Below are 25,454 nucleotides of genomic sequence, written 5' to 3'. Positions count from 1 at the left end.
AAATCAAATTTCCTCTATATCGTTTGTATCCGCCGCAGCTTGCGCACTGGCGGTGTTGTTGTCTCTGGCTTCTTCCTCTGCATGATAGTGCTTTGCAATCACGCATAACTCTCGGTTCATGGTATTGATCGTCCTGCTCATTGCTTTGGTATATTCTGCCAGACCGCTGCTCATGTTGCTCAGTTCTTCGTGGGTGGCTCTGGTATACTCCACCAGCTCTGCAAAAGCGTACATCGCCCATGCAAGGAACATCTGCAACATCCAGAGCACCACAGCAGCTACCAACCCCAGCACAATGGCTGCAAAGAAACTGAAGTATTTCAGCCCCTCATAAACATAGCCGTACAGCATGACCGAAAGCACAAACGCCAGCACACACTGCACCTTTGCAAGGAGCTTCAGAGCCTTAACAGGTCTGCTAAAAATCGCATCCAACATGATACATCATCAGTCCTTCATGCCGTTGTCGCCGTCCCAGTGGGTGAAGAAGCAGGCCAGAGCATCCTTCCAGTCGCGCACGTCGTTGCCCACGGTGCAGCGCAGCATCCGGTTGTCCAGTGCGCTCCACTTGGGGCGGTCGGCGCTTTCCGGGTGCTTTGCCTTGTATTCCTCGCTGGTGCAGGGAGCCACAGTAGCATCCACGCCGGACAGGCGGATGATCTCGGAAGCGAAATCATACCACGAGCAGATGCCCTCGCCGGTGCAGTGGTACAGGCCGTACTCGTGGGTGACGCACAGCTGCAGGATCTCGTGGGCCAGATCCACCGCATTGGTGGGGTTGCCGCACTGGTCGTTGACCACTTCCAGCTTGCCGAACTTTTTGCCCGCGTTCACGATGGTCTTGACGAAGTTCTTGCCGTAGTAGCTGTAGAGCCATGCGGTGCGCACGATGAAGTGGCGGTGGCAGAACTGTTCCACGTACTTTTCACCCATGAGCTTGGTGGAGCCGTAGGCGCTGATGGGGCCGGGAATGGTGGCCTCGTCCTGTGCAACGCCGCCGTTCTCACAGCCGGAGAACACATAGTCGGTGGAGACGTGCACCAGACGGGCACCGGTCTTTTCGGCTGCCTGTGCCAGATTGCGGGGGCCCAGAGCATTTGCCTTGAAGGCGGCGTCATGGTTCACCTCGCAGCCATCCACATTGGTGTAGGCGGCGCAGTTGATGATGACGTCCGGGCGGTTGCGGCGGATGAACTCGTCCACCATCTTATAGTTGGAGATATCCAGATCCGGCAGGTCCACGGCGATCACCGTAGCGTTGAGCAGTTTATCCGGGATGGGGCCGATCTCGCTGCGACCTTCGTGCAGCTGCTTAATGATCTCGGTGCCCAGCTGGCCATTGCAGCCGGTAACAATGATTTTCATATGGGTACGCCTCTCTTTTGCTTAGTAGCGCAGCTTGCCGTCTGCAACATTCTTCAGGTGCTGGCCATAGGGGCTCTTGCCATAGCGCTCAGCACTTGCCATCAGGGTATCGCGGTCGATCCAGCCGTACTTGAATGCGATCTCTTCCGGCGCACTGATCTTGATGCCCTGACGCTTCTCGATCATGCGCACAAAGTCGGCTGCTTCCACCAGACTGTCCATGGTGCCGGTGTCCAGCCATGCAAAGCCGCGGCCCAGCAGCTGAACATCCAGCTCGTCCTTCTTCAGGTACATGTCGTTCAGGGTGGTGATCTCCAGCTCTCCGCGGGCAGAGGGCTTGACCTGCTTTGCCATCCGGACGACCTCCTTGTTGTAGAAGTACAGGCCGGTGATGGCGTAGTTGGACTTGGGATGCTGAGGCTTTTCCTCCACGCTGAGCACCTTGCCGTCCTTGTCGAACTCCACGATGCCAAAGCGCTCCGGGTCCTGCACATAATAGCCGAACACGGTGCAGCGGCCTTTGTTTTCCGCATTGGCGGCGGCGGTCTTGAGGATCTTGGAGAAGCCGTTGCCGTAGAAGATGTTATCGCCCAGGATCATGGCGCAGCAGTCGTCGCCAATGAACTCTTCGCCCAGAATAAAGGCCTGTGCCAGACCGTCCGGGGAGGGCTGAACTTTATACTGCAGATGGATGCCGTACTGGCTGCCATCACCCAGCAGCGCCTCAAAGCGAGGCGTATCGGTCGGGGTGGAGATGATCAGGATATCCTGAATGCCTGCCAGCATCAGCGTGGACAGAGGATAATAGATCATCGGCTTGTCGTAGACCGGCAGCAGCTGTTTGCTGGTGACCATGGTCAGCGGATAAAGCCGTGTGCCGGCACCGCCGGCGAGAATAATGCCTTTCATATTTGTGCACTCCTTTAAAATAGATTGAAAAGTTGTGCAGCTGTACGCCGCCCAGACGGAAGGCCGCCCGGATGACGTATGGATTCAAAGCGGAGCTGCGTCCGCTGTAAACGATTTTGGGGCTGCTCTCCCCTGCCCGGAACGGCAAAATGGGATGGCAGTTCACTTTATTTTACTATCAATTCACATAAAATGCAAGGAGGAATGATGTTTTGCTGCGCAGAAATGCGGTGCTGGCACAATGATGTTTGCGCTATGCGCAAAATGATGTGCCGCTGCGCGGCAATGGAGGACGAATCATCTCAGGGAGAGCTTTTTGCAAAACTGCAAGCGTCCTCGCCCTCTCAGTCATCTCGCGCTGCTCGATGCCAGCTCTCCCAAAGGGAGAGCCTCTGGCGAAACCGCACACTTTGCAGTTGAGCTGGAAACGAACCCTCTCAGCCTGCTCACTGCATTCGCAGCCAGCTCCCCCGAAGGAGGAGCTTTTCGCCATCTGCCGGTAAGTAGAGTGAAACCTCCCCCTTTCGGGGGAGGTGGCATCGCGTAGCGATGACGGAGAGGGTACCCCGCCGCGCGGATGTTTCCGCAAGAAACCAGCGCGACAGCTGCCGCTTACCGTTACATTCCCTCCCGTGAAAATGGGATAGCGGAACGCCCGCAGGCGTTCCGCTATCCCGAAAACAAAAATAATTTTTCCGCTATTTATGCGCAAAGCGAACGCGGAGCGCATTTTAAATCGTCCGTCCCGCCATTGCCGCAGGCACTGCGGCTTACCACGCAAAGCCCCACTTGGAAAAATAGCGCAGCAGGCTGTGCAGCTGCCACAGAAAAGGCTTCAGGCTGCGGTGCGCGGCGCGGTGCCATGCATGGATGGCGGTGTACTGGGGCACCAGATACGCCTTGCCCCGGGTGCGCATCTTCTGGGTCAGGTCAGCGTCCTCCACATACATGAAGTAGTCCTCATCAAAGCCGCCCACGGCCTTGAAGGCTACAGTATCCACCGCCGAGAAGCTGCCGGTGCAGAACTCGATCTCGGTGGGGCTGGTCAGGTCCCTGTCTGCCATCAGATAGCGCTCGTTATACCTGGCCCAGAATTTCAGGCAGGGCAGCTGGCGGTATACCATGGCCCGCACGCTGCACCGGCGCAGCGGCAGACGCTGGGGCCGCCCGTCCGGGAAGGTAAGTGCGGGCCGCGCCATCACTACACCGGGGTGCGCCGTCATCCAGTCCGCAAGGTCACTGAGGGTGTCCTCCGTCAGCTGGATGTCCGGGTTCAGGATGAAGTGCACCCGGCTGTGCAGCAGGCTGAGCACCGTGTTGTGTCCGGTGCCGAAGCCGCCGTTCTCTGTGCGGCAGAGCACCTCCACCTTCTGGTCCTCGCGGATGTGCAGGGTGCCGTCCTTCGCAGCCTTGGCAAGGCGCTGGCCGCTGCCGTCCGGGCTGGCGTTGTCCACCAGATACAGTATCAGCGGGTGGCGGCGGGTGCAGTCCAGCACGGTCTGTGCCGCCCTGAGCGCTTCATCCGCGCCGTTATAAACTACGATACAAGCAGAAAGTTCCATGTCGTTCACTCCAGCGGTTTGATGTCAAAGCTGAAGTCCTCTTTCATCAGGTCAAAGTTCGGGTTCATGCAGGGGTCACCTGCGGCCAGCTGCTTTGCCCACCGCTTCTGGAAGCGCTCCACCTCCGAGATAAAGCGCTTGCGCTTGACCGGGTTCTCGTCCAGACCACGGCTCTTGCTCTCATAGTGGTACAGCTGGGCAAAGGGGGTGAACACGTTGGTATAGCCCGCCTCGCGCACGCGCACGCAGAAGTCCACATCGTTGAAGGCCACGGCAAAGCTCTCGTCCAGACCGTTCACCTGCTCGTAGACGCTCTTGCGCACCATCAGGCAGGCGGCAGTGACTGCATACACATCCTGTGCATAGACCAGACGGCCCATATAGCCGGGGTGGCCCACCGGGAAGTTCTTGTGCATGTGGGCCGCAAGGGTCAAAAAGCCGAAACCGATGCCCGCATGCTGGATGGTGTTGTCCGGGTAGAGCAGCTTTGCGCCCACGCAGCCCACACGGTCCTGCTGGGCGTACATGAGCATTTCTTCGATCCAGCGCGGAGAAATGACCTCCGTATCGTTGTTGAGCAGCAGCAGGTATTCGCCGGTGGCCTCCCTTGCGCCAAAGTTGTTCAGGGCGCTGTAGTTGAAGCCGGTGCCCTGCCATGTGATCACCCGCAGGTTCCGGTGTTCCTTCTGCAGCCTTTCATAGCAGCGGAAGGTGGCAGGCTCCCTGCTGTTGTTCTCAATGACGATGATCTCGAAGTCATCATAGGTGCTCTTGCGGCAGATGGACTCCACGCAGGTGCGCAGGTCGGAGGAATGGTCGCAGCTGGGGATCAGGATGCTGACCCGGCCCGGCTTTGTGATGGTGTAGTCCGTCTTGTAAAAGCCCGGCGTGCCCGGGATCATGGACACCTCGTCCACCGGGATGCCCATACGCTCGTAGTGGGCATACAGGGCCTTGACCGCAGCTTCCAGACAGTAGGTCTTGGCCGAAATGTTGCTTGCCACGCTGGTGGGGCTGGAGCGCCAGTAGTACAGCAGGTGCGGGATATGCACGATCTTGTGCGCCTTTTCGGTCAGACGCAGATAGAGGTCGTAGTCCTGACTGCCGTTGAACGCCGCGCGCTCATCGCCGCCCACAGCGGCCAGCAGCTTTGCGCTGAACACGCTCAGATGGCAGATATAGTTGTTGGAGCGCAGATTGTCCAGCATATAATCCGGCTTGAAGTGGTAGACCGTCAGGTGGTCGATGTCGCCCTCAAAGGTCACTTCATCGGTGTACACAAAGTCTGCACCCTGTTCGGCAATGGCCTGTGCCACGTACCACAGAGCACACGGGTGCAGGATGTCGTCATGGTCCAGCAGGGCGATAAACTCACCCGTTGCCAGCGCAAAGCCCTGATTGGTGTTGCCCGCAATGCCCTCGTTCTTTTCCAGCTTCCGGTAACGGATGCGGGGGTCTTCCGCAGCACGGGCTGCTACGGTCTGGCCCACCGTCTCGTCCTGCCCGGCATCCACAAGGCACAGCTCCCAGTTCTGATAGGTCTGGTTCTGCACCGAGTCCAGCAGCTCCACCAGAAACTGCTGCGGCGTATTGTACAGCGGCACCACGATGCTGATGCGCGGCGCGGCGGGCTGGTCGGCCGCCTGCCTTACCAGCAGCTCTGCGCTGGCAAAGCGGTCGGCGCGCATGGTCCTGCCCGGGAACAGCTTCGCATATTCCTTTTTGGCCTTTGCCTGCGCACGCACGCCGGAAATGCCCACCCGGCGCAGCTGGCCCAGAAAGACGAACGGCGGGAAGGTGTGTGCCAGCTGACGGCCCTTGCTGACAAAGTAGCGCAGCGGCCAGCTCATCTTCCAGAAAGTAGAGCTGGTCACATTGTTCAACGTCTTTTCCAGATCCTTCTCGTGGCTGCGGCTCAGCGAAAGATCGCTGCGCAGGCGTTCCAGCTGGGCGGTCTGCTCTTCGCCAGTGCGCTCGGCCTGCTGCATCCGCTCTCGCAGATCGTCCAGCGTCATCTCGTAGCCTGCCAGCAGCTGCTGTGCATCCTGCACAGCGGCGCTGCGGCAGAACAGCGCGGTCTGCTGGGCTTTGCCGCGGTTCTTCCACTCAAAATCCCGGTAAAGGCCCTGTGCGGCCAGCTGCTTTGCACAGTCAGCCATGGCCGATGCATCGGTGCATACCAGCAGCACCTGTGCACACTGCAGTGCGGGCAGATCCACCCATTCCGGGTCCTCCACCACCAGCAGGGCAGCGGTGCCCAGTTCTGCGTTTTCCGGCAGCAGCTGTGCGCCGGTCTTTTCCAGTGCTTCGGCCAGTGCGCCGCTGCCGCCCAGCACCTGAATGCTGGCGGGGGTCAGCTCCCGCACGATGCGCTGCGCCAGTGCACGGCAGCGCTCGGCCTGTCGTTTGGTTTCTTTTTCCTGATCCATTCCGATCTCCGCTCCTATGGAACTTTTTTATCTTAAAATGATCTCTCAAAAAATCACACAATTTATAGTATACCAAATCCGGCACGATTTGAGAAGGTTTTTGCCGGATTTCTTTGCCGGTTTCCGCTGTTTACCAGTGGAACAGTCTGTGCAGCCAGCCAAAGAACCCATCACCGGAGCTGCCGGAAGCGGAAATACCTGCACCGGTGTAGTAGTGGCGCAGGATCTCCCGGTAGCCCATGCCCTGCTCCTGTGCGTAGCCCACAGCACCGCACTGGCTCATGCCCACGCCATGGCCGAAGCCGTAGTAGGTCATGCAGGGCGTGCCGCTTTCGTCCGCGCCAAAGTCGAAGCAGTAACGGGAGGAAACGAACTGGCCGATATAGCGGTAACTGCGGCCATTGGACACAAAGGTGTTGTACTGCACAAAGCCGCCCAGATCCTTGTGGGTGGTGTCGGCGCTGACGTAGGGCTCACCGGTACGGCTGTCGTTGTACTCTTTATAGGTATAGTCTTTTCCGATGACCCGGCGCAGCTTGTTGTGGTACTGCTCCTCGTAGGGGCTCTCCACGCTCTGCAGATACGGCACATCGGTGCCCCATGCGTCCCGGCTGGAACAGGTGCCGTACACGCCGGTCTGGGTGTTGTAGCCCGCACTGGCCGACCACACGGCGTCGCAGACGCTGCCGTTATAGGTGAGCACCTCGTTCTTCACCGGCTCCACCGCCCTGCGGATTGCCTCCCGTGCCGAGGACGGGATCTGATCCACCGGGGTGTAGATGAGGGCATTGGACGAGGAGCCGTACTGCTTGTGGTATTCCAGATAGGAATGGATGGCCACCGCCTGTGCCTTCCACGCCTGCTGGGCGGCGCTGGCACTGACATAGCTGCCAATGGACCCCAGCTCGGTGTAGGTGATGCCCACCAGACAGTCCACCAGATCCAGCGTGACGTTGCGCCGCAGGCCCTGCCCCTTGATGTTCAGGTAGGGCATGGTAATCGTATCCGAAGAGCCGAACAGCCACGCAAGGCAGTTTTCCTCCTCGGCAGGGATCAGGGTGGTATCCGCCCCGCCAATGGTGACCGCTGCCGAAGCCGCCGGGGCCAGTACGCAAACGCACAGTACAGCCGCCAGCACAAACGCCGCCGCGCGGCGCACAAACCGATGCAGATGTTTCAAAAGTGATCTCCTCCTAGTATCCCATGTTTTTTACAGTGTAACACAGCCTGCGCCCGCGGGCAAGGACTGGGCTTTCGTTTTTTCTCCCGGACACAAAGAAACCGGAGAGCTGCTCCCTGTGCAGGGCGGCTCTCCGGCAGTGTTTCCGGCTGACGGCGCAGGGTGCCGCCGTTCTCGGCAGACGTTCGATTTTTGCAGCTGCAGGAAACTCAGTCTTGATTTTGTTCCGAAAATCCGCTATAATAGCAATGTTCTTTCAGAATCATGATATCAGCCGATGTGTCGGAATGGCAGACGATGTAGACTCAAAATCCGCTTCGTGATTTTTCTTGTCTGTGCAAGAAATTCACGATTGTGCGTTGAATTTTGAAAGTTTGTCGAAGCAGAATTTCTTACATCCCTCCTGAACATCCCTCCAATCTTCAGAAACCGGTACTAATGTCCCAAAATTGAATATAAGCCGATGTGGCGGAATGGCAGACGCAAACGACTCAAAATCGTTCGGGAAACCATGTGGGTTCGAGTCCCACCATCGGCACTCCATCATAAAACAGCTTAGAATCGAAAGATTTTTGGCTGTTTTTCTTTTTCTGCTCAGTTTCTTATACTTTGGTGTTTTCTGGGAAGATACTGACGATTGCATTCGCCGAGGACACCTTACTGGAGAAATCCAGATGTGTATAAATGTTGCTTGTTGTGCTGATGTCACTGTGACCGATCCACTCTTGGATTTCCTTCAGGCTCACGCCATTGGCATAGAGCAGACCGGCACAACTATGGCACAGATCGTGAAAGCGGATACGCTTCATCTGGTGTGCTACCAGAAAATCCGGGAAATGCTGACTCAGAAAGTCGGGCCGAATCCGCTTCCCCATCGGGTCTACATCCGGCTGTTTTTCCAGAAGCGAAAGGATGTGCTGATGATCTACATCTGACAATTTGGGCTTCTTTCCACGGAGATTCGTTTGAGTTTCGTAGCTGCCTGTTTCGTTCCGACGCTTCAGCAAACGATATATCGAACAGTTGTTTACAGAAAAGCACTTTGTCAGTTCTTTTACGCTAACGCCTTTGTCATATGCTTCCAGAATCAATTTTCGAGCTTCATTGTGCAGCATAGTTCTCATCTTCTTTGCCTCTGTTATACCTCTTTTTGCTCAAAAGTTAAAGTATTGTGCTGTATTATTGAAAATTGCTATACACGCAGATTGTTAAAACAGACGGCAAACTGGAAGCAAAATATCTGGCGATGGGTGCCTCGCAGGTGGAACATATGGAAGTGTCCACCGAAGAAGAATGGGGAATATCAATGTCTATTACCCCAAGGAGTTGACAGAGAGCGCCAAAAGCTATCCTGTTGTGGTGATGGTGAATGGCACGGGTGTGTATAGCTCCAAATATCCAGCACTCTTCAAGCATCTGGCTTCGTGGGGATTCATCGTCATTGGCAATGAAGACCCAAGCACTTGCTCTGGCAGTTCGGCAGATACGACGTTGGCATGGCTTCTGAATGAAAATGAGAATCCTGACAGCCGCTTCTATCAGAAATTCGATGAGGAACACATCGGATTTTCCGGTCACTCACAGGGCGGCGTGGGCGTGTTCAACGCTATCAACGAACAGCCGCACGGTAGTTTGTACACTTGTGCGGTCAGCCTTTCTCCCACACAACTGGATCTGGCAGAAGCACTGAATATGCACTACGAACCGGACAAAACGAATATTCCGGTATTCCTTCTGGCGGCGAGCGTCAGCGCATTTCCATTGCCCGCGCCTTCCTGAAAGATGCGCCCATCATCCTGCTGGATGAGGCCACCGCCAGTCTGGACGTGGAAAATGAGACCCTCATTCAGACCGCGCTCTCCCGGCTGATCCGCACCGTGGCCGAGCAGGGCAGCCCGGCAGAGCTGTACGCCCACATGGTGAATCTGCAGTCGACAAGCCAGAACCGGACAATCTGAGAAGGTGTAGGAAAAGCTGGCGAAAAATAAAAAGGCCCCTGCCTATCATAAGGCAAAAATACTTGTCGGGAACGCTCAAACTCTTGAACTGCATCCGTGAGATACAGGCTATGTGATGATATCAATGCTTTAATTTGATGAAATTTGATGAATCGTTTTCTATTGTCAGAACGGCCAGCCGTTGATCAGGATATCTTTGTCGGAAATAAGTAGTTCCATGGTACGATCAGAGTACTCATATTCGACTCCCGGCGTGTACCGATCTGTCAGAAAGATCACGTGCTGATTTTGAGAACCGACCCAGGTTCGTTTTTCGTCGTAAAGTTCCTGTAAAAAAGGACCATCTACGAGAATGTCGGTATGCTTTAGAAGAAGCTGAACGGATTTGTCCTCGGATGTTTGAAGCGTCTGATAGGTATAGCCTGTAAAAACGAGTACCGACAGACCCTCAGATTGGCACCAGACAGCGATTTCAGAAAGGCCTTCGGCCTGCAGGAGCGGTTCTCCACCGATCAGGGAAACACCCTCGATCTCATGATTTTCGCGGGCAGTCTGAATCAAGCGGATAAGATCTGCCGTGTCTACAATAGTGTTTCGGCGGAGTTCCTGCATCTCGGGGTTGCAGCAGCCGGGGCATTTGCGGCGGCAGCCTTGGACCCAGATAGCAAACCGTTTTCCGGGGCCCTCGGCTTCTGTGCACGGGCGCACTGAGGCAAGGTTCAAAAATCCCATATTAGGAACCTCATTCCAACTCAAAAGTAAAAAAGGCTTTTGCAGGGTCGAACTGGCAGATCACAATCTGACGTCCGGCTAAGGATTCGGAATTTTCGAAAACGAATTCCGATAGGGGATTGATGATGCTGCTTTCCATTACGTTCAGCAGGCCGCGTCCACCATTTTCTTTTCCCGCCTTACCAGCGATTGCCTGAAAAGCCGTAGTTTCGTCACGAAATACCAGTTCAGCCTTGTATCGTTCGCGGATAAAGTTTTCAATACCCTTGAACTTGCTCTTTGCAATTTGGGCAAATACTGCCGGATCTTCAATGAAATTGAATGCAACAATATTATCGCCAATACGGTTGAGCAGTTCCGGACGATGCAGGTTTTCAATAAAATGCTGCCGTACTTCTTGGATAAAATAACTCCGAGCCGCAGAAGGAGTCAAATCGGCACTGACATGTGCTGCGCCGATATTTGAGGTGAAGATGATGATGGATTCCGAGAAGGAAACCGTTTCTCCTTTACCATCAGTGAGACGCCCGTCCTCCAGAATCTGCAGAAATTTGTCCAGAATTTTGCCATCGGCCTTTTCAATCTCGTCAAAGAGGAGTACGCAGAATGGCCGCTCTTTGACGGCATTGGTCAGCTGGCCGCCAGCTTCGTAGCCGACATAGCCCGGAGGGGCACCAACCAATCGCTGGTCGCTATGGTCATGGTTATACTCCGACATATCAAAGCGGATGCAGGCAGTCTCATCGCCAAAGACAAATTCTGCAAGCGATTTAGCCAGTTCTGTTTTGCCCACACCGGTGGGACCAACAAAGAACAGCGTGCCTTTGGGCTTGCGCTGTTTTGTTGAGTGCTGTAGGCCTGAAAAACCTGTGTATGCACGGATGATTACATCTTTGACTTTGCGAATCGCTTCATTCTGCCCTTTTACCCGCTGCCCCAGCCGTTCCTCGAGTTGCGTCAGCTTCTCCTTGGAAAGTTCCTCCCATGGGCTGGTTTTCTCACCATATTTATACAGGTTGATAAGCTTTTCAAAAGTCATGCGGCTGTCGGAGTTTGAGGCAAGCAGCCGGGAGAGACGGAAAAGCTGTGCGGTCTCGCACAACGTAAAGCCGTCCAAAGCATCAATGAAATCTGCCATCAGCGTGATGTCATGAGTAAGATCCTGATCGATCCGCAGGAGAGAAAGGTTAGTCTTAGTAAACATTTCTCGTTCCGTATGTCCGGGCAGCGGAATATTGATCGTGCTGACGAGGGGATTGTTCAGATAGAAAGACGGCGGGATGGATGCACTGTTCTTTGTGACCAACACTACAATGTTTCCTGCTTCCTCTGCTGTGGAGAGCATATCATAAGAACGTCCCAGCTGCAGAGCCTTGCCCAAAGTAGCTAGATAGTTCCGTTCTTTTTCCGAGAGAGAATTGGCGTTTCCGAAAAGATAGTCCGAATAATCCAGAATAAAGGCGGTTTTTCCGGTGCCATGCCGGATCAGATCAAGCAGATATGGAAAAAACTCGTCCGGATCCCGGTAGGCAGGAGTACTGCTGCCGGAAGTATCCGAAAGGTCGTCTCCCAAATCATAAGTATCAGAGCTGGCGGCTGGCGGCGTATTGAGGAGAATGACCGGATCGGAAAGGCTGGGATCGACACCATCCACACGATCCCATTTTATGATAGACGTATACTTACAGCTTCGCAGGGTGTCGATCACTACCTGCAGGACGGGCTGATAAACACCGTTATTTTGAGGGTTCCGCATGATATCAGATGTATTGCCGGAGAGAATCACAGCCGATTTGATGCCGGCTTCCCGCTTGAAACGCTCCAGCCAGAGATCACATGATTCTTGAGCCATTACAGGTGCCTCCTTTCTGTGCTGCCCGTGGGCATCTGATCAGCATCTTTGCTGAGACGATCAGGGTTACTCCACAAAACGCGCTCGTCTGAGAGTTTGACAGAATAAATCTTATCCAGATCGACATTGAAGCGTTCAATATCCTTCAGGCAGGTCATACCTTCATACTTATCAAATTTGTAGCGAATCTTACCCTTCAGGTCGATTTGACATTCTGCACGCTTTCCGGAAGGCTTTTTTGCAGTGATACACACAAAACTGCCGCTGTCGTTTTTTATGACCGTAGGCGCACTGACCATGAAATCCTGACTGCGGAGCTGCTTTACGATGGAACGGACGGTTTGACGCCGAACTTCTTCGGTAATCAGAACATCATCTACTTGTGTTTCGATCTGTGAGATCTCCTGCTCGGCTGCTTCGACAGAGCAGGTGCCGCCGGCCAGATCGTTCTGCAGGCTTTCCAAACGGGCAAGAAACTCCTTTGCTGCCTGCTGATCTTCAATTTTTTCCTGTTGGACGGATGCTTGTACTTCTTCCAGCCGGGAAGCAAGATCTGCCTTTTTGTGTGACTGGATCTTTTGTCTTTTCCAGTCGGCGGCTTTCTGCTCTGCCTGCTGTGTAATCTCGCTGATCTGATGCTGAAGTTCCGACACGGAACCGCCTGCTCCGCTTTCAAGTTTCTGCCGCAGAGCAAGCAGATCGTTCTGCGCAAAGTGAACAACAGCAGGCGGAATCGCGCCGATGTAGCGGTAATATTCATTCATCAAAGCGTTTTGCGTCTGCTGCTTTTCCAAACGGCGGGCCTCGGTGCGCTGGCGCTCTGCAAATGCAAACTCAGCGGCTGCACTCCGCCCCAGCGGCCACAGCGAGCGGATATAGCTGCCGACGGTGAAGCTGATTTCCCGAGCCTCTGCAGGGTCTGTCACAAGAAGATGGCGGATCAGGGAAAGATCGTTCTGCAGGCGCTGCATCTCATCCGGAATATAGGCCTCGTACCCCTGCTGTTGCATCTGCTGAAACTGCTCCAGATAACGCTGATAGAACCGCTCTGTAGTCTCACGGACACGGGCGTTGAACACTGCCTGCCTTGCGGCACGCTGCAGTTCATAGGAATATTCATAGGATCGGCTCATGACATATACACCTCCATTAGCGTTTTTTCTTCTTTTTTTCGGTGCGGCAATCCGGCTGCGCGGACATCTCGTGCTCTTTGGACAACCGGAAGCTTCGCCCGCCTATTGCATCAATGTGCATAGATGCGGCTTTGTTCCGAAGATTTGTGTCATCCGTCAGCAGTACCGGCCGTTTGGCAATATAGCGGCACGCGACCGAGAGAATCAGATTGTCTGAACTCTGCGGGTCGCCCAAATCGGGACTGAGCAGTTCCGGATGTCCTTCTTCAGACAGATTGAACCAGTCGGCACGGGAATAGCTTTCGATGCTGCGAATGGCACGCCGGGCGGCCAGAGCTTTTTCCTCGTCTGCGGACTGTTTGAGCCCGTCCAGTTCCCGCAGCACGACCTGAGGGACGATCAGCATGGACATACCGTCAGAAAACAGAGCCGGCAGTTCCGGATCATTCATCAAAGCACAGGTGTCAACAATGCAGACCCGGCTGTATTTCAAGGCGGCATCATCAAAGAAGATGCTGATGCTTTCCGCTAAATGCTGCATTACAGTAATGGCATAGGCAAAGGCCGGGGCATTTGCGGTAAAGTGATCCACCGGACCGACCCGGGTAGCGAATCGTTCCAGATTCTCGTTCCAGAGCCGGAGCTCTTCCCGCAGCGCCGGAAGTTCCTCCCTGTGGTCGTTCAGTACTGCTTCACGGATGCTTTCTTCACTGAGAGGTGCGCTGAAGTTTAATTCCGGCAGCAACTCCTGACAGCGGAGATATGCCCGCCGCAGCTGGCCGATGACCTGCTCGACCGGGGTGTACTCTTCACCAAAGGTGTCCGAATCAAAGGATAGCAGCAGCTTTTGGATCACGGTTTCACGGTACAGCGGGCGGTAGCGGCCAGACTGACCCACCCAGATCAGATGGGCACCCTTGAAAGCACGAATATGTGCCCAAAGCCGATAGAGTTCTTCTGAAGTTTCTGGAGCAGGCAGTGTGGTTAAAACCTGCTCCAGAAGATTTCGATATAAGGCATCCGAGAGTTTGAAATCGCGGATGCCTTCGCACTCGGTCAGAAAAGCAATGGCCGCATCCACGCTCGTGCACGCAGAACGGATTGCTGCAGGATCCAACAGAAGGCTTTCCAGCAGTTCCGGTGTCAGGCAGTTCTGGCAATAGACGGCCTTGCTTGACTGATTGAGCGTTTCAATCAATTTGGCCCGAGCGGCCAAAGATGGCTGCTGTGAAGCCAGAGCCTTTACTTTTTCGGTAAACAGATCTTTCAGGCCGAGTTCGTACAGGACCAGAAGGATGCGTGGGTCCTGGCGGCTGTATCGATCAGTGCAGGCTGCACAGGTTTCAGCCACATTGAGGGGAGGCTGTGCCGCCGGTACATAAGTAAACACTGCCTCCCGGGAATGCTCCTGTACGTGCAGCGGGAAAACTGCCTGACAAAGTGTTTGCGAGGGACTGCAGAAAAGCGTGCCGGGTGCCAGAAGCTGCTCCGGAAGAGAAACCACAAGGGTGTCTGTACGCAGTTCCAGATGAAACTCGGACGCGCCCGATAGAAAAGCGATTCGGAGATGGCGCTTTTTGTGCGTCTGGCAGAAGGCTGAATCGGAATAAATATCCTGAGCGACGATGCAGAAATCAGCACTGCGCAAAAACTCGCGAATCTTTGCACTTTGTTCGTCCGAGGGCACGATCTCCTGAATGTCAGCATCCGGGTCCTCGAAATTGGCACGGGGAAGCGGCTGTGCAGGAGAGGGGGCTTCTAAGGCAAGGCTGTCCAGAATACGAGCATTCAGTTCCGGGTCGTCTATACCTTCGGCAGAGCAGGCAAACCCGGGAGCCATGTGGAATGCTTTGACCGCTGTTTTCCAGCGCAGCGCAGCGGCGGCCTGCTCGATATGTTTGATGCTGGTGTTGGGCATCAGCCACGATAACCGGGAAGCGCGGGCCGCTTCCTGCTGTTTCTGCTGCAAAAAGTGAATGATTGTCCCTTGCGGAAAGTCAGTTTCCAACACAGCATCTTCTGCGATGACCGGGATGCCGGAAAAATTATCCCGGTAAGCCGTACGGTCAGCTCTCTCAAGCAGCTGGTGCTTTACGGGGTCGTAAAAGATAGAGAAAACATCGTTGCCGGGTCTAGTGGGCAACTGACCGGTCCGCTGCATCTCGGCACCGATGCGCGTCAGACGTAGGGTGCGCATGGAAACCTGGCTGAGATCTGTATCATCGCTCAAGCCATCGGCTTCGATCACCTGCATATCCTGCAGGGAGAGCAGGCGGGGCAGGATCAGGAGATTGGCGTCCGTGATGTTGAAAATACCTTCCAGAAGCGTAGCGAAAGGAACATCGGCATACATTTTGGGTTTATCGGAGGCCGTTTTGATCACTTCCAAGATCAGCCATTCCATGGCCGTTGGCTTCCGTTCGGTAAAGTGCGTAACACTTACGCTGTACTGGATAAAGGGATAGGAAAGGCTTACATCATCGATTTTCATTTTGCTGCTTCACCGCTTTCTTGAATGCACGCAAGGATGCGCTGTTCCAACTCCGGAGTAATGAGTTTTTCGCTGCCTGCCAGGCTGGCCTTCCGATTCAAATCGTCCATAATGTTTTGATAGATCCGGACAGTATGGGAACCAGGCGAGTCCATATTGGGCAGCTTGACCTGCAGCCGTTCGTATAAGTGCTTGGCACCGACGATGATCAGCAGGTTCTGCGCACGGGAAAAGGCTACATTGATGCGCTCAAACGAAATAACATGCTCGCCGGCCCGTGCCTTGGAGTTGTTGCGGACCAGACTTGTGATAATGATGCTCTTTTCTTTGCCCTGAAAACGGTCTACCGTGTTCATATCGATTTGAAGCGGACTGAAGTCAAAGCCCTGCTTCCGCTCGTCTCGCAGTGCGCGCCACAGTTCCGAGATCTGCATTTGGTAAAAACTGATCACACCTACGCTGCGGGGTACGCCCGAAGCGGCAAAATCGGCCCGGCAGGCATCGGCAAGCTTTTTCAGCAGTTCAATGATCAGGGCGACTTCCAGCAGGTTGCAGGCAGAACTGCTGCCGCGCAGATAGGTCTCATATACATTTTTACCGTTAGGCAGGTGGGAAGAATCAATCCAGTAGGCATGGCTATCGGGGCGGATGAATGCGCTGCCATCCACACCCGGGATGGTGAGGCCATGGCTGCGCTGCACAGCTTCTTCTGCCGGGGAAAGCCCGTTTTGCAGGCGATTGTCGTAGAACCGGTTGATGATCTGCATAATGTCAGAATGCATCCGGTACTGGGTCAAAAGAGAATGTTTGATCCGGTCATCGGCCTTTTCAAAATACTCTTTGAACAGGGAGGCGGTGACCATCTTCTTGAAGCGGTCAAAGTTCTCTTTCGTCAGCAGGGAACGCAGTTCTTCCTGACTGTTTTCCGGATCGTCAAGCAGTTCGGTATAGGTCTTTTCGTGCTCGTTGAACATGGGAGGCAGTTGGCGGTGGTCGCCGACTAGAATGGCCTTACGGGCTCTCATCAGCGGGATGAGAAGTTCCGGCGGTGTTGCCTTGCTTACCTCGTCAATGATCACAACATCAAAGGCGTCAAAATTGCTGCTAATGCTGGAAAGATTGCGCATATCGTCAGTGCAGGAAATACCCACTACGTTGCAGGACTGCAGGTAGTCGCTCTGGTAATATTTCTGGTCGTAGACGGCTGTATCAGGATCATCCAGTTTCTGCCGGAATTTCAGCAAAGTGCTTTCCCAGTCGGTGCGGAAATCAGAGACTTGTCCTTTCTGGTCAAGGTTCTTCTTCTGCAATGCGCGCAGCCCGGAGAGAACAGAGTCGATATCTGCTCCGGTCAGGCCGTAACGCGCAGAAAGTTCTGCAAGAGTATTCTTCTTGCGCTGGATCTTATCATTTAGTTCATTCAAACTGTTCTGCAGCGTTTTCAGCCGTCCCTCAGAAATGCGCAGGGCTTCCCGGATAGGTGCAGTATCCTGCGCAGTCTGTGCCGAACACCACTCTGACAGCTGCGCAACGCTGTGCTCAAGTGCGGCTTTCCAGTCGGTGTCTACGCTGCGCAGGGCACGAATCGCTTCGTCGCGGTGATCGTTGTTGAGAGCGTCCTGCAAATCTTTCGAAAGCCAGCATTGCTCACCTTGCAGCACGATGACGGAGCCGCCATGTTGCTCCTGGAGCATCTTCTGGATACGCTGAAATTCACTGCGCAGGCGTGCAAGTTGATCAAAATCTTCATCGCTGCTGAGAAGGGCAACCATCTTCTCCTGAATGGATTCTTTCTGCAAGAGCAGCGCCTGAGAATCAGAACTGGCTGTCGAACCATGAGCAGATGCGGCTTCGGCCTTTTCCAGTAACTGCGGAAGAGCGGAACCACGCCGGATCGCTGTTGAGAGAAGCTCGTTTTGGACTTGTGCATTTCCAGTATCCAGTGTCTGCTCGGCAGGAATCAGGAAAATTCCTTGTGCTTTGGCTGCACAGAGAACGGGGGCCAGTATGGGCTGAAGTATTTGCAGCTGAGCATCGGTCAAGGAGAACGGAATGGTATCCTTGCCATCCTGCCGAATCACATCGATTAGTTGCTGCAGCTGTAAGCGCTCTACCTGAAGAATTTGATTTGCCTCATTAGCATTTTTCAGCGCTTCATTCTGGTCAGAATAGTTCTTTTTTTCTGCAATGATCTTTTCTGTGCAGAGGGCAAGTTCCTGATTGAATTCATCAATGTCCTGATTGAAATATTCTGCATCACGGATGGCTTTCTGGTACTCATTGGCGTTTGTGTCCAGTTCCTGCCAGGGGTTCAGCCAGTTTGTCGAGATCTGCTGGGAAAGTGCCTGATAATAATTGCCCAGCGCGGCGTCTTCGGAAAATTTTTGCACCACACCTTTGTCTGTTCTGCGTTTACGATGACCCTTCTGGCCAAGGCGGACAGCACGGATCACAGGCGTATTGGCCAGACGATCCAGCGCGTTATCCACGGCGTCATTGGATTGGGAAGCTACCAGAATGCGGTTGCCCCGGAGAGCAAACTGGTAGATAGCTTCTGCAATCACCGTGGTTTTGCCGGTGCCCGGAGGCCCCTGAATCAGGCAGAGGTCCGGTGCGGCCAGCATTTTGCGCACGGCCTCCTGCTGATTCTCGTTCGCTGCAATCGCCGGGTTCAGCCAGTGTTGGATCTGCAGATCTTTGAACTCTTTCTCCGTGGGCAGACGCGCCTGCGAGACATTAAACAGCCAGACTGCCAGAGTAGGAGCCGTGCATTCATAGTTTTCAAGGCGGTGGATGGCCATCCGGAAACGTTTGATCAGCACAAGGTCGCCAATTGCCGAAAGCGCAAGGAAGCCGTTGGACTCATAATTTCCAATGACATTATCTCGGACATAATCGGCAATTTCGCTGCCCTGTAGGTTGAGTTCGTTGATCGTCTCCTGATCGGCACGGTTCAACTCAAAGGCCACCTGAACGATATAAGGGGTTTTCAGTGCATGGCGCAAGGCGGCTTCGGCGAGGGTGGGATCATTGAAATCGCTTTCTTCCAGTTCAGAATCGTCCGAAAATTCTGCGTCTGATGCCGGTGCAAGAGCATATTCTTTTACGATGCCTCGGTACCGGCCAAGTTCTATGCCCCGGTCAACCCATTTTTTCTTATTCTTATCGGCGCCTGCATCATCTGCAAACTGGAATTTCCACGGGTCGGAAGAGTAATTGTTTTTGAAAGCCTGTATATCACGGTGCAGATACTTTTTGAATTTCTGGAAATATTCCTGACTCGGACATGCCAGCCAGAACACCAGACGGTTCTTTTCAGCGTCATAGGTCAGCTTGTAATATTTACATCCTTTAACCTGTACGCTGGCAAGCTGTTCTTTCCAGTCAAGATAGTTATTCCAGTCGGTAAGGTTTTCCTGTGTATATTTCACAAGCGAATCAGTGTCTGCTACAATGTGATACAGGAAGTTATCATTTACACGGCCCTGGTCAGAGTAAGGGATAACGGTTGCTGGAATCTCATAGCACAGAAGTCCCTGGTCTGCAACATCGTAGACAGCATCGACAACAAACATTTTTCCGCTGGGGTATCCCCGGAACTGTAGAGAATAACCCGGCGGCAGAAGACGGCTGAGAAAATCGCCATCTATGATCTCCGGGCGGATTCCCAGAAAGTTACCTTTGTCAGACTCAAAAGAAAGATTGGTGATGTAGACTTGTTTTTGTAGTCCGTCCGGGAATACTTCGTCTACGACCCGCTGCAGCAGGTTCTCATATTGTAATTTCTTAAAATTTGGGAACCGTTGGCACAGGTGCCTTTCGCTGAGGGACAGACGGCTGTGAGGACTAATGTTCAGCCGGATACAGATCGGCCGCCGCTGATAGGACAAATAGCGGTTATCGATCTCCGGCTCATCATCCTCATATTCGTCCTCTTCATCGAATGCTTCATCGTCGTTGTATTCGTACGCTTCATCGTCAGGATTTTCGCCATTGGACACTTCAAACTCGATGGATTCGTTATAGGCCATATTGCCACCTTCACTTCTGTCTGCGGTATATTCAGGGGGGATATCTGCCGGAACACTGTATTTAACGGTGGCTGCGACAGCGTCCGAGGAACTTGTTTCAGAGGAAGCTGCACTCGGTACAGCGGCTGTTTGGGGGGAAGTGTCCTGCAAAGGGGCAGGTGGAGGAGCAACGAGTTCTTCTTTTACCGGCTCCGTAACTTTGTCGGGGTGCAAAGCCGATGCTATGGGAGCATCATATTGAGACTGACTCTTTGCAGCGGGAGTCGGAGAGATATTCTGTGCAGCTGCTTCAGGCGGGTCACTGCGGGGAGCATCGCCGCAATTGTTTTCGGATGAATCAGAAGGCGATGCCTCCTTTTTATTTGCAACAGCCGAAAGTAGAACACCACCTGTGGTGGCAGTGACGATAGCACCCGCTAACCCAATAATCAATTTTATCGAACCAGGTCCTGCCATAAGCTTGCTCCTTTTTCTGGAATGTGTTATTATACAGAGTACCTTATAATCTTATGGCTAGTGTAGCGATTTCTTCAAAGTGTGTCAATGCAAATCTGCAATTTTGTGTAGAATGAATAAAAATCTGCACAGTTGATATGGAAATGGTCGGCTTTGCAGAAGGCTTTGGCAAATTGCATGAAGAATTTTTGAATACACAGACAGAATGACGGTTTTTGAACGTTTTGTTCCTTTACCGGAAAATTATGCTATACTTGTTATCAAAAAAAGCATCAGCTGCACATCCGTGTGGGAAATGGAGAACAGAATGGAGATTGAAAATGCACAGACGCTGATCCGAGAAATGCGCTGCTACGCAGAACAAGCTGGTGTTTCGCTTCTGGCGGTTGGTTCGGTGGGATATAAAAGTGCACTTTTGCATCCGGAGTTTCTGTCGGACTGCGATGATCTGGACTGCATCTTTATCTATGATGACCCACAGGCTCTGAACCGGTGTCCGTACATGAGACCCGGTTATTGGAATGCTGCGCGGCAGCTGATTGAGAACGGAACTGCGGATATGGTCTCGACCAAGCTGGTGGCACACAGCATTCACATCTCGGCAGATTTTGTTTCGCGGGAGTATCTGTGGGCGCTGGCAAAGGAGCCTTTTACCGGAGAAGACCGCTTCCGGATCAAAGTGACAGACGCGGTAGAAAACAGCACAAACACTTACTGCAGCTTTGATGCAAAACAACTCGTTTACCAAAAGCCGTGCAGGGAACTGCCGGAAAACATCCGGCTTTATACCCTGCCGACGCAGCTTTACCGGGAAGGCAGCTTTTACCCCGGAGTGCTGTTGAACAAGTTCCTGTATAATCCGGCAGAAATAAGAATGCAACCGGAAGACAGGGAACTTGTGCAGATGCTGCAGAGTGCGGTTGCAGACTTCTGCAGACGGCAAAGTGCCCACACTGGAGTGCCGGGTTCTGTGATGAATACCGCTTACCGGAAAGAAGATTTCTCCGCAGAGACGCAGCAATTTTTAAGCAGGTGAGAAAAGTGAAAAAGACGGTTCTGGTGACAGGGTGCAATGGCTTTATCGGCAGCGCGTTTGTCAGATTTGTAAAAGAAAAGTATCATATCATCGGTATTGATAAGACACCGGGTGCTTTCCCGAAAACAGGAAATGGGCTTTTTTATCAGGGGGATATCTGCGATACAGAATTGCTGCAGCGTGTTTTTGCAGAGCACACAATCGATGCAGTTCTTCATACTGCGGCAGAAAAATCACTGCTCCAGTGTCAAAACGACCCAGAAAGAGCGTACCGTACCAACTATCTGGCAACAGAATACCTTTATGCACTGGCCCGGCGGGCCGGGGCCCAAATGGTCTTTTTGTCTAGTGATCAGGTGTTTCCCGGCACAACGGCCAATTCTGCAGAGGATGCGCCGGTGCAGGCAATCAACTACTACGGGGAACTTAAAATAAAAGCAGAGAAGCTGCTGCGGGCGAATCCTAATGCGGCAATCTGCCGCACAGCTCTGGTATTTGGCCGGATCCCTGAAGAACAGCTTGCTTATTTTGATTCAATCAAAGCGCAGCGGGAACTGGCGGTACAGGGCTATATCATCCAGCAGACTCGCTACTGTCTTGCACATAGAAAGGAAATCGTTCTGCCCCGAGATGAATTTGTCAGCCCGACAGATGTGGAACTTCTGGCCCGTCAGCTGGATGCGGTATTGGAAAAGCAGGCCTGCGGCATCCTGCACTGCTGCGGCAAGGGCCGTATCAGCCGGTATGAGATGGGTCAGCTTATTGCACAGCATTATGGGCTTGATCCCGGTACCATCTGCCCAGAAGGCCCGGAAAATAAACTCCGTCCCAAGGATGTTTCGCTGAACTGCACGCGGACCGAGCGGCTACTTGGCTTTGACTTTCCGACTTTTGAGGAGAGTCTGAGGGCGTACTGACAAGGAGAAATCTATGGAAAAATACAGATGGCCGCCTTATATCCCGGAAATGGGCGATCTCGTAAAGGATTATATCGATCAGGGAAAGCCGCTTTCGATCCCGGACGAAAGCGGGATCATCCACGAGTTGGAGTGCGACTTTGCGAAACTGCACCACCGGAAATATGCGTTAGCCGTATCTTCCGGTACGATGGCGCTGTATTCGGCCTATTTTGCCCTTGGACTTTCAGAAGAGGACGAAGTTATCTGCACGGCATTCAGCTATCATGCAACAGCTGCACCACTGCTGCATTTTGGCGTAAAGATCGTGTTTTGTGATGTGGAACCGGATACGGGCAACATTGATACTGCACAGATCGAACAGCTGATCACGCCAAAGACCCGGGCCATTGTGACGAACGACCAGTGGGGACACCCTTGTGATAAGGAACGGGTGCTGGAATTGTGCCGACGACACGGCCTGCGTTATGTGGAAGATTGTTCTCATGCTCATTTCGCGCAGTACGGGGGTCGGTATGTCGGCACTTTTGGAGACGTTGCCTGCTGGAGCCTGCAGGGGCGGAAGCTTCTTTCCGGCGGCGAGGGCGGTATCCTTTTAACAGACGATCAGGATCTTTACGAGCGGGCGGTTCTTCTGGGGCATAATCTGAAGCGCCCTGCCCAGAGCGTCAAAAATGAGATCTATCGGCCGCTTGACCGGACGGGCTATGGCCTGAAACTCCGAATGCATCCGCTGGCTGCACTGATGATCGACCACGAACTGAAAAACTATTGCTTTTCTTGGATTGAATCCCGTGCCAGAACACTGGAATATTTTCAGTCTCAGCTGCAGGGTACCTTTCTGCGGCCCATGGCCCGCCGCGACTATGTTACGTCAATGGGCGCGTGGTATGGCTTTATGCCACGGTTGGACCCTGCATATAAAGTTGATCGGGAACATTTTATCCGCTGGATGAATGACCAGCAGTTGCAGATAAGTATCCCGAAATCTCGTCCAATCCCGGATTATGCACTGTTTGCGCCGGATCGGTTCCCCATTGGGCACTTTACCAAGCATCCGGTCGGAACATATCTGAATGCGCAGTCGTACTATGCGCAGATCGTCAATATCCCAACCTTTACATTTGAAGAATATGACCAGATCGATCGATACATCGAAAGGATTCATGAATATGAGAGGCTGTTTCTGTGATTGAGTTTCGAGAAGATGTTTCCGTAGAAAAGCTGGTGAAGCTGCACCCGCTGATCTATGATGAACCGTTTCCGCTGGAAAGCTATCAGCGCAAAAGGGAGAACGGCAAGCGTTTGGCAAACATTGGTTTCTTTCAGGGAAAAACAATTTTGGGATACTGTGTTGTCATTGATCTTCCAGAGGAAAAACGCTATCATGCTTGGGTAGGCGGGACACTGCCGGAATATCAGGCCAAGGGTGTTTTTTCACAATTCTACGATTGGCTGATCCAGCAGGCAGCCGGGAGGGGATACCAGTTCGTAACAGGCAACACGGATAACTACAAACCCAATATGCTGCGGCTCATGATTCGGAAAGGGTTTGATATCATTGGCGCGGACAAGACACGGCACGGAGACGGCATAAAAGTACTGCTCCGTTACACAGTGCACAAACCAATCCGGCTACGCTTGAGTATCACGAATGCCTGCAATTTCAACTGCTTCTTCTGCCATCATGACGGAGTTGTCATCCCACAGACTGTAAGCCTGACGCTCCCGCAGTTGGAGCGTATCCTCATACAGGCAAAAAAATCCTGCCTAGAAGAACTTACCATCACGGGTGGAGAACCTGCCGTGTACTTCCCGGCGGTTGAGTACATTCTGCGGTATTGCGGTAGCTGGGATCATCCGCCCAGGATCAAAATTGCGACGAATGGCGTGCTGTGGTCAGAAGAACGCATTAAGGTACTGAAGCACTATCCGGGAAAGATAAAACTGAATATTTCGTTTCATAGCGTCAGAGAAGCGCAGTTCGGGCAGATCTACGGATACAGCATTCCGCGGGAGACCTATGATCTGCTGTTTCGGAACCTCCGTGCGCAGGGGATAGAATGCCGTCTCAATGTTACTGTGTTGCGCGGGATCAACAGTTCACCGCAGGCAATGCGTGAGTTGCTTTGCTACGCGGATGAAAACGGGATCACGGCAGTTAACCTTATGGAGTTGCTTCTGACCCGAAAACAGACGGAACTTTTTGCGTATTACTGTCCACAGAACGAGATCGTTCAGAATCTGCTGACAGGAACCGATGGAACGTACCAGTGCAGGCTGGCAGAGCAGACCCGGAAAAAGACGATATACGAAGTGACAGGTGAACATGGCGTGATCCGGGCCGCAGTCTACCGCCTTTCATGCCGGGCTGGCTGCGAAAACTGCCTGCAGGAAAATGATATTACCATTGGTGCTGACGGAAAAGGGCATCCCTGCTACATTGATTCCGAGGTGAGCTGCGGGTCTGCGCTGGATTCACTGGACGAAATGATTGCGCGGTGTGAAACATATGTGCGGCATCAGCCGGAAAATTACAGTGTAAAGCAGCTGTACTGGGGGAACGGGGATGAAACTTCTGGTTGAGAGGGACGGCCCGGTGCAGCTCTTGTCAGAAACGCTGCAGGAAACAGAACTGCTTGCTTCTGATGCGGTCAATACAAAGCTGAATTTTTGGCTCCTGCCGGCGCTGCCTGACTGGAACTGCTGGCAGCTTTGTAGCGGGAAAGAAACATTTTCTGTCCGGCCGGATAGCCGGGAAATCGTACTCCCGGCAGACCTTGGACCCGAGGCTTTTTGCTATGTGTTGCGGGTAGCATCGGATGGCATTTTACTGGACAGGGGCAGTATACCGCTGCACTGCGCTGCAGTAATTGCTGCGGGACAACAGGTATTTCTGTTTGCCGAACCTGGCGGCGGGAAATCTTATTTTGCAGATATGCTCTGTAAAATTTTCCAAGGAGCCGTTCTGATCGGAGATGATCATGTTGTGGTAGGCGGTTGCATCACCGGCAACCGGGTACGCCGCCTGCGCGGAGCAAAACGGGAGATGCTGGGTTATGCCCGCAATGAGGGGAGTGTGATGCAGCAGATACCCGCTAAAAAAATCGGTATTGTGCTTGGCTGTACAGGTGCGCGGTGTGCGCCTGTATCGTCGGTACAGCGGCGGCGGGAACTTATCTGCCGTGCGTCCGGCGGAAAGTATCTTTTGCAAGATCCGATGTTTCAGGGAAAACGATATCAGATCGATGAGATATTCGGTTGTGCCAAAAAAGAACAGTATCAGATAAAGCTGCTTGACTTTGCGGCGGGATTTGATTCCTTTTTCAGCGTATCCGGTTCGTTTGAAGAAATTGGATGGTATCTGAAAGAGATCATTGATCCAGAAAGAAGATGATTTGAT

At 53.2% G+C, this 25,454-nt stretch carries 17 protein-coding genes, 1 tRNA gene and 2 pseudogenes; 8 read left to right on the top strand and 12 right to left on the bottom strand.

Features of this window, described 5'->3' with window-relative positions:
* Window positions 1–3 precede the first annotated feature (3 nt).
* The 6 genes from MTP37_RS03140 to MTP37_RS03115 form a co-directional block, all read right to left on the bottom strand.
* Window positions 4–438, bottom strand: coding sequence for a hypothetical protein (locus MTP37_RS03140; RefSeq protein WP_249238167.1), 435 nt, complete (start codon window positions 436–438; stop codon window positions 4–6).
* Window positions 439–447: 9 nt separating this feature from the next.
* Window positions 448–1,365 (bottom strand): dTDP-4-dehydrorhamnose reductase, encoded by a 918-nt coding sequence (gene rfbD, locus MTP37_RS03135; RefSeq protein ID WP_249238166.1) that lies wholly within the window; start codon window positions 1,363–1,365, stop codon window positions 448–450.
* A 21-nt stretch (window positions 1,366–1,386) separates the two neighbouring features.
* The gene (gene rfbA / locus MTP37_RS03130; RefSeq protein ID WP_249238165.1) at window positions 1,387–2,274 is read right to left on the bottom strand and encodes a glucose-1-phosphate thymidylyltransferase RfbA; all 888 of its coding nucleotides are present in this window, start codon (window positions 2,272–2,274) and stop codon (window positions 1,387–1,389) included.
* A gap of 770 nt (window positions 2,275–3,044) precedes the next feature.
* Window positions 3,045–3,836: a glycosyltransferase gene (locus MTP37_RS03125; RefSeq protein WP_249238164.1), complete on the bottom strand. Its 792-nt coding sequence runs from the start codon at window positions 3,834–3,836 to the stop codon at window positions 3,045–3,047.
* Between the two features lie 5 nt (window positions 3,837–3,841).
* Window positions 3,842–6,265 carry a glycosyltransferase family 2 protein gene (locus MTP37_RS03120; RefSeq protein WP_249238163.1) on the bottom strand — a complete coding sequence of 808 codons (2,424 nt, stop codon included), beginning with the start codon at window positions 6,263–6,265 and terminating at the stop codon, window positions 3,842–3,844.
* Window positions 6,266–6,395: 130 nt separating this feature from the next.
* The gene (locus tag MTP37_RS03115; protein ID WP_249238162.1) at window positions 6,396–7,445 is read right to left on the bottom strand and encodes a SpoIID/LytB domain-containing protein; all 1,050 of its coding nucleotides are present in this window, start codon (window positions 7,443–7,445) and stop codon (window positions 6,396–6,398) included.
* Between the two features lie 459 nt (window positions 7,446–7,904).
* On the opposite strand from MTP37_RS03115, the gene MTP37_RS03110 reads away from it, so the two are divergent.
* A tRNA-Leu gene (locus MTP37_RS03110) sits at window positions 7,905–7,983 on the top strand.
* 64 nt (window positions 7,984–8,047) lie between these two features.
* Here MTP37_RS03110 and MTP37_RS03105 read toward each other — a convergent pair.
* Window positions 8,048–8,329 (bottom strand): annotated as a pseudogene (locus tag MTP37_RS03105) (tyrosine-type recombinase/integrase); the annotation flags it as partial.
* 409 nt (window positions 8,330–8,738) lie between these two features.
* On the opposite strand from MTP37_RS03105, the gene MTP37_RS03100 reads away from it, so the two are divergent.
* Together MTP37_RS03100 and MTP37_RS03095 are read left to right on the top strand one after the other, a co-directional pair.
* Entirely contained in the window at window positions 8,739–9,224 is a 486-nt protein-coding gene (locus MTP37_RS03100; RefSeq protein ID WP_256469119.1) for a poly(ethylene terephthalate) hydrolase family protein, read from the top strand.
* Window positions 9,179–9,403, top strand: a pseudogene (locus MTP37_RS03095) (ATP-binding cassette domain-containing protein); the annotation flags it as partial. The gene MTP37_RS03100 and the pseudogene MTP37_RS03095, both read left to right, overlap by 46 nt.
* 165 nt (window positions 9,404–9,568) lie before the next feature.
* Here MTP37_RS03095 and MTP37_RS03090 read toward each other — a convergent pair.
* The 5 genes from MTP37_RS03090 to MTP37_RS03070 form a co-directional block, all read right to left on the bottom strand.
* Window positions 9,569–10,135 (bottom strand): 4Fe-4S single cluster domain-containing protein, encoded by a 567-nt coding sequence (locus MTP37_RS03090; protein ID WP_249238161.1) that lies wholly within the window; start codon window positions 10,133–10,135, stop codon window positions 9,569–9,571.
* Between the two features lie 10 nt (window positions 10,136–10,145).
* Entirely contained in the window at window positions 10,146–11,987 is a 1,842-nt protein-coding gene (locus MTP37_RS03085) for an AAA family ATPase (protein WP_249238160.1), read from the bottom strand.
* A complete protein-coding gene (locus MTP37_RS03080; RefSeq protein WP_249238159.1) occupies window positions 11,987–13,066 on the bottom strand; it encodes a hypothetical protein in 1,080 nt (359 codons plus the stop codon). The genes MTP37_RS03085 and MTP37_RS03080 overlap by 1 nt, the downstream gene beginning before the upstream one ends.
* A gap of 70 nt (window positions 13,067–13,136) precedes the next feature.
* Entirely contained in the window at window positions 13,137–15,611 is a 2,475-nt protein-coding gene (locus MTP37_RS03075) for a PIN domain-containing protein (RefSeq protein ID WP_249238158.1), read from the bottom strand.
* Window positions 15,608–20,098: a DEAD/DEAH box helicase gene (locus MTP37_RS03070; protein WP_249238157.1), complete on the bottom strand. Its 4,491-nt coding sequence runs from the start codon at window positions 20,096–20,098 to the stop codon at window positions 15,608–15,610. The genes MTP37_RS03075 and MTP37_RS03070 overlap by 4 nt, the downstream gene beginning before the upstream one ends.
* Window positions 20,099–20,303: 205 nt before the next feature.
* Here MTP37_RS03070 and MTP37_RS03065 point away from each other — a divergent pair, with 205 nt between their 5' ends.
* The 5 genes from MTP37_RS03065 to MTP37_RS03045 are packed head-to-tail and all read left to right on the top strand — an operon-like array spanning window position 20,304 to window position 25,448.
* A complete protein-coding gene (locus MTP37_RS03065; protein ID WP_249238156.1) occupies window positions 20,304–21,134 on the top strand; it encodes a hypothetical protein in 831 nt (276 codons plus the stop codon).
* Between the two features lie 5 nt (window positions 21,135–21,139).
* Window positions 21,140–22,051 (top strand): SDR family oxidoreductase, encoded by a 912-nt coding sequence (locus tag MTP37_RS03060; RefSeq protein WP_249238155.1) that lies wholly within the window; start codon window positions 21,140–21,142, stop codon window positions 22,049–22,051.
* 13 nt (window positions 22,052–22,064) lie between these two features.
* A complete protein-coding gene (locus MTP37_RS03055) occupies window positions 22,065–23,243 on the top strand; it encodes an aminotransferase class I/II-fold pyridoxal phosphate-dependent enzyme (protein ID WP_249238154.1) in 1,179 nt (392 codons plus the stop codon).
* On the top strand, window positions 23,240–24,637 hold the full coding sequence (locus MTP37_RS03050) for a radical SAM protein (protein WP_249238153.1): 1,398 nt from the start codon (window positions 23,240–23,242) through the stop codon (window positions 24,635–24,637). Before MTP37_RS03055 ends, MTP37_RS03050 begins: the two co-directional genes overlap by 4 nt.
* Complete coding sequence (locus tag MTP37_RS03045) at window positions 24,621–25,448, top strand: hypothetical protein (RefSeq protein ID WP_249238152.1); 828 nt, start codon at window positions 24,621–24,623, stop codon at window positions 25,446–25,448. The genes MTP37_RS03050 and MTP37_RS03045 overlap by 17 nt, the downstream gene beginning before the upstream one ends.
* Window positions 25,449–25,454: the final 6 nt, after the last annotated feature.

This window comes from Faecalibacterium sp. HTF-F, assembly GCF_023347535.1.
GTDB lineage: Bacteria > Bacillota > Clostridia > Oscillospirales > Ruminococcaceae > Faecalibacterium > Faecalibacterium wellingii.
The sequence above is the reverse complement of the archived record's forward strand: the minus strand, read 5'-3'. Positions and strand labels throughout refer to the sequence as shown.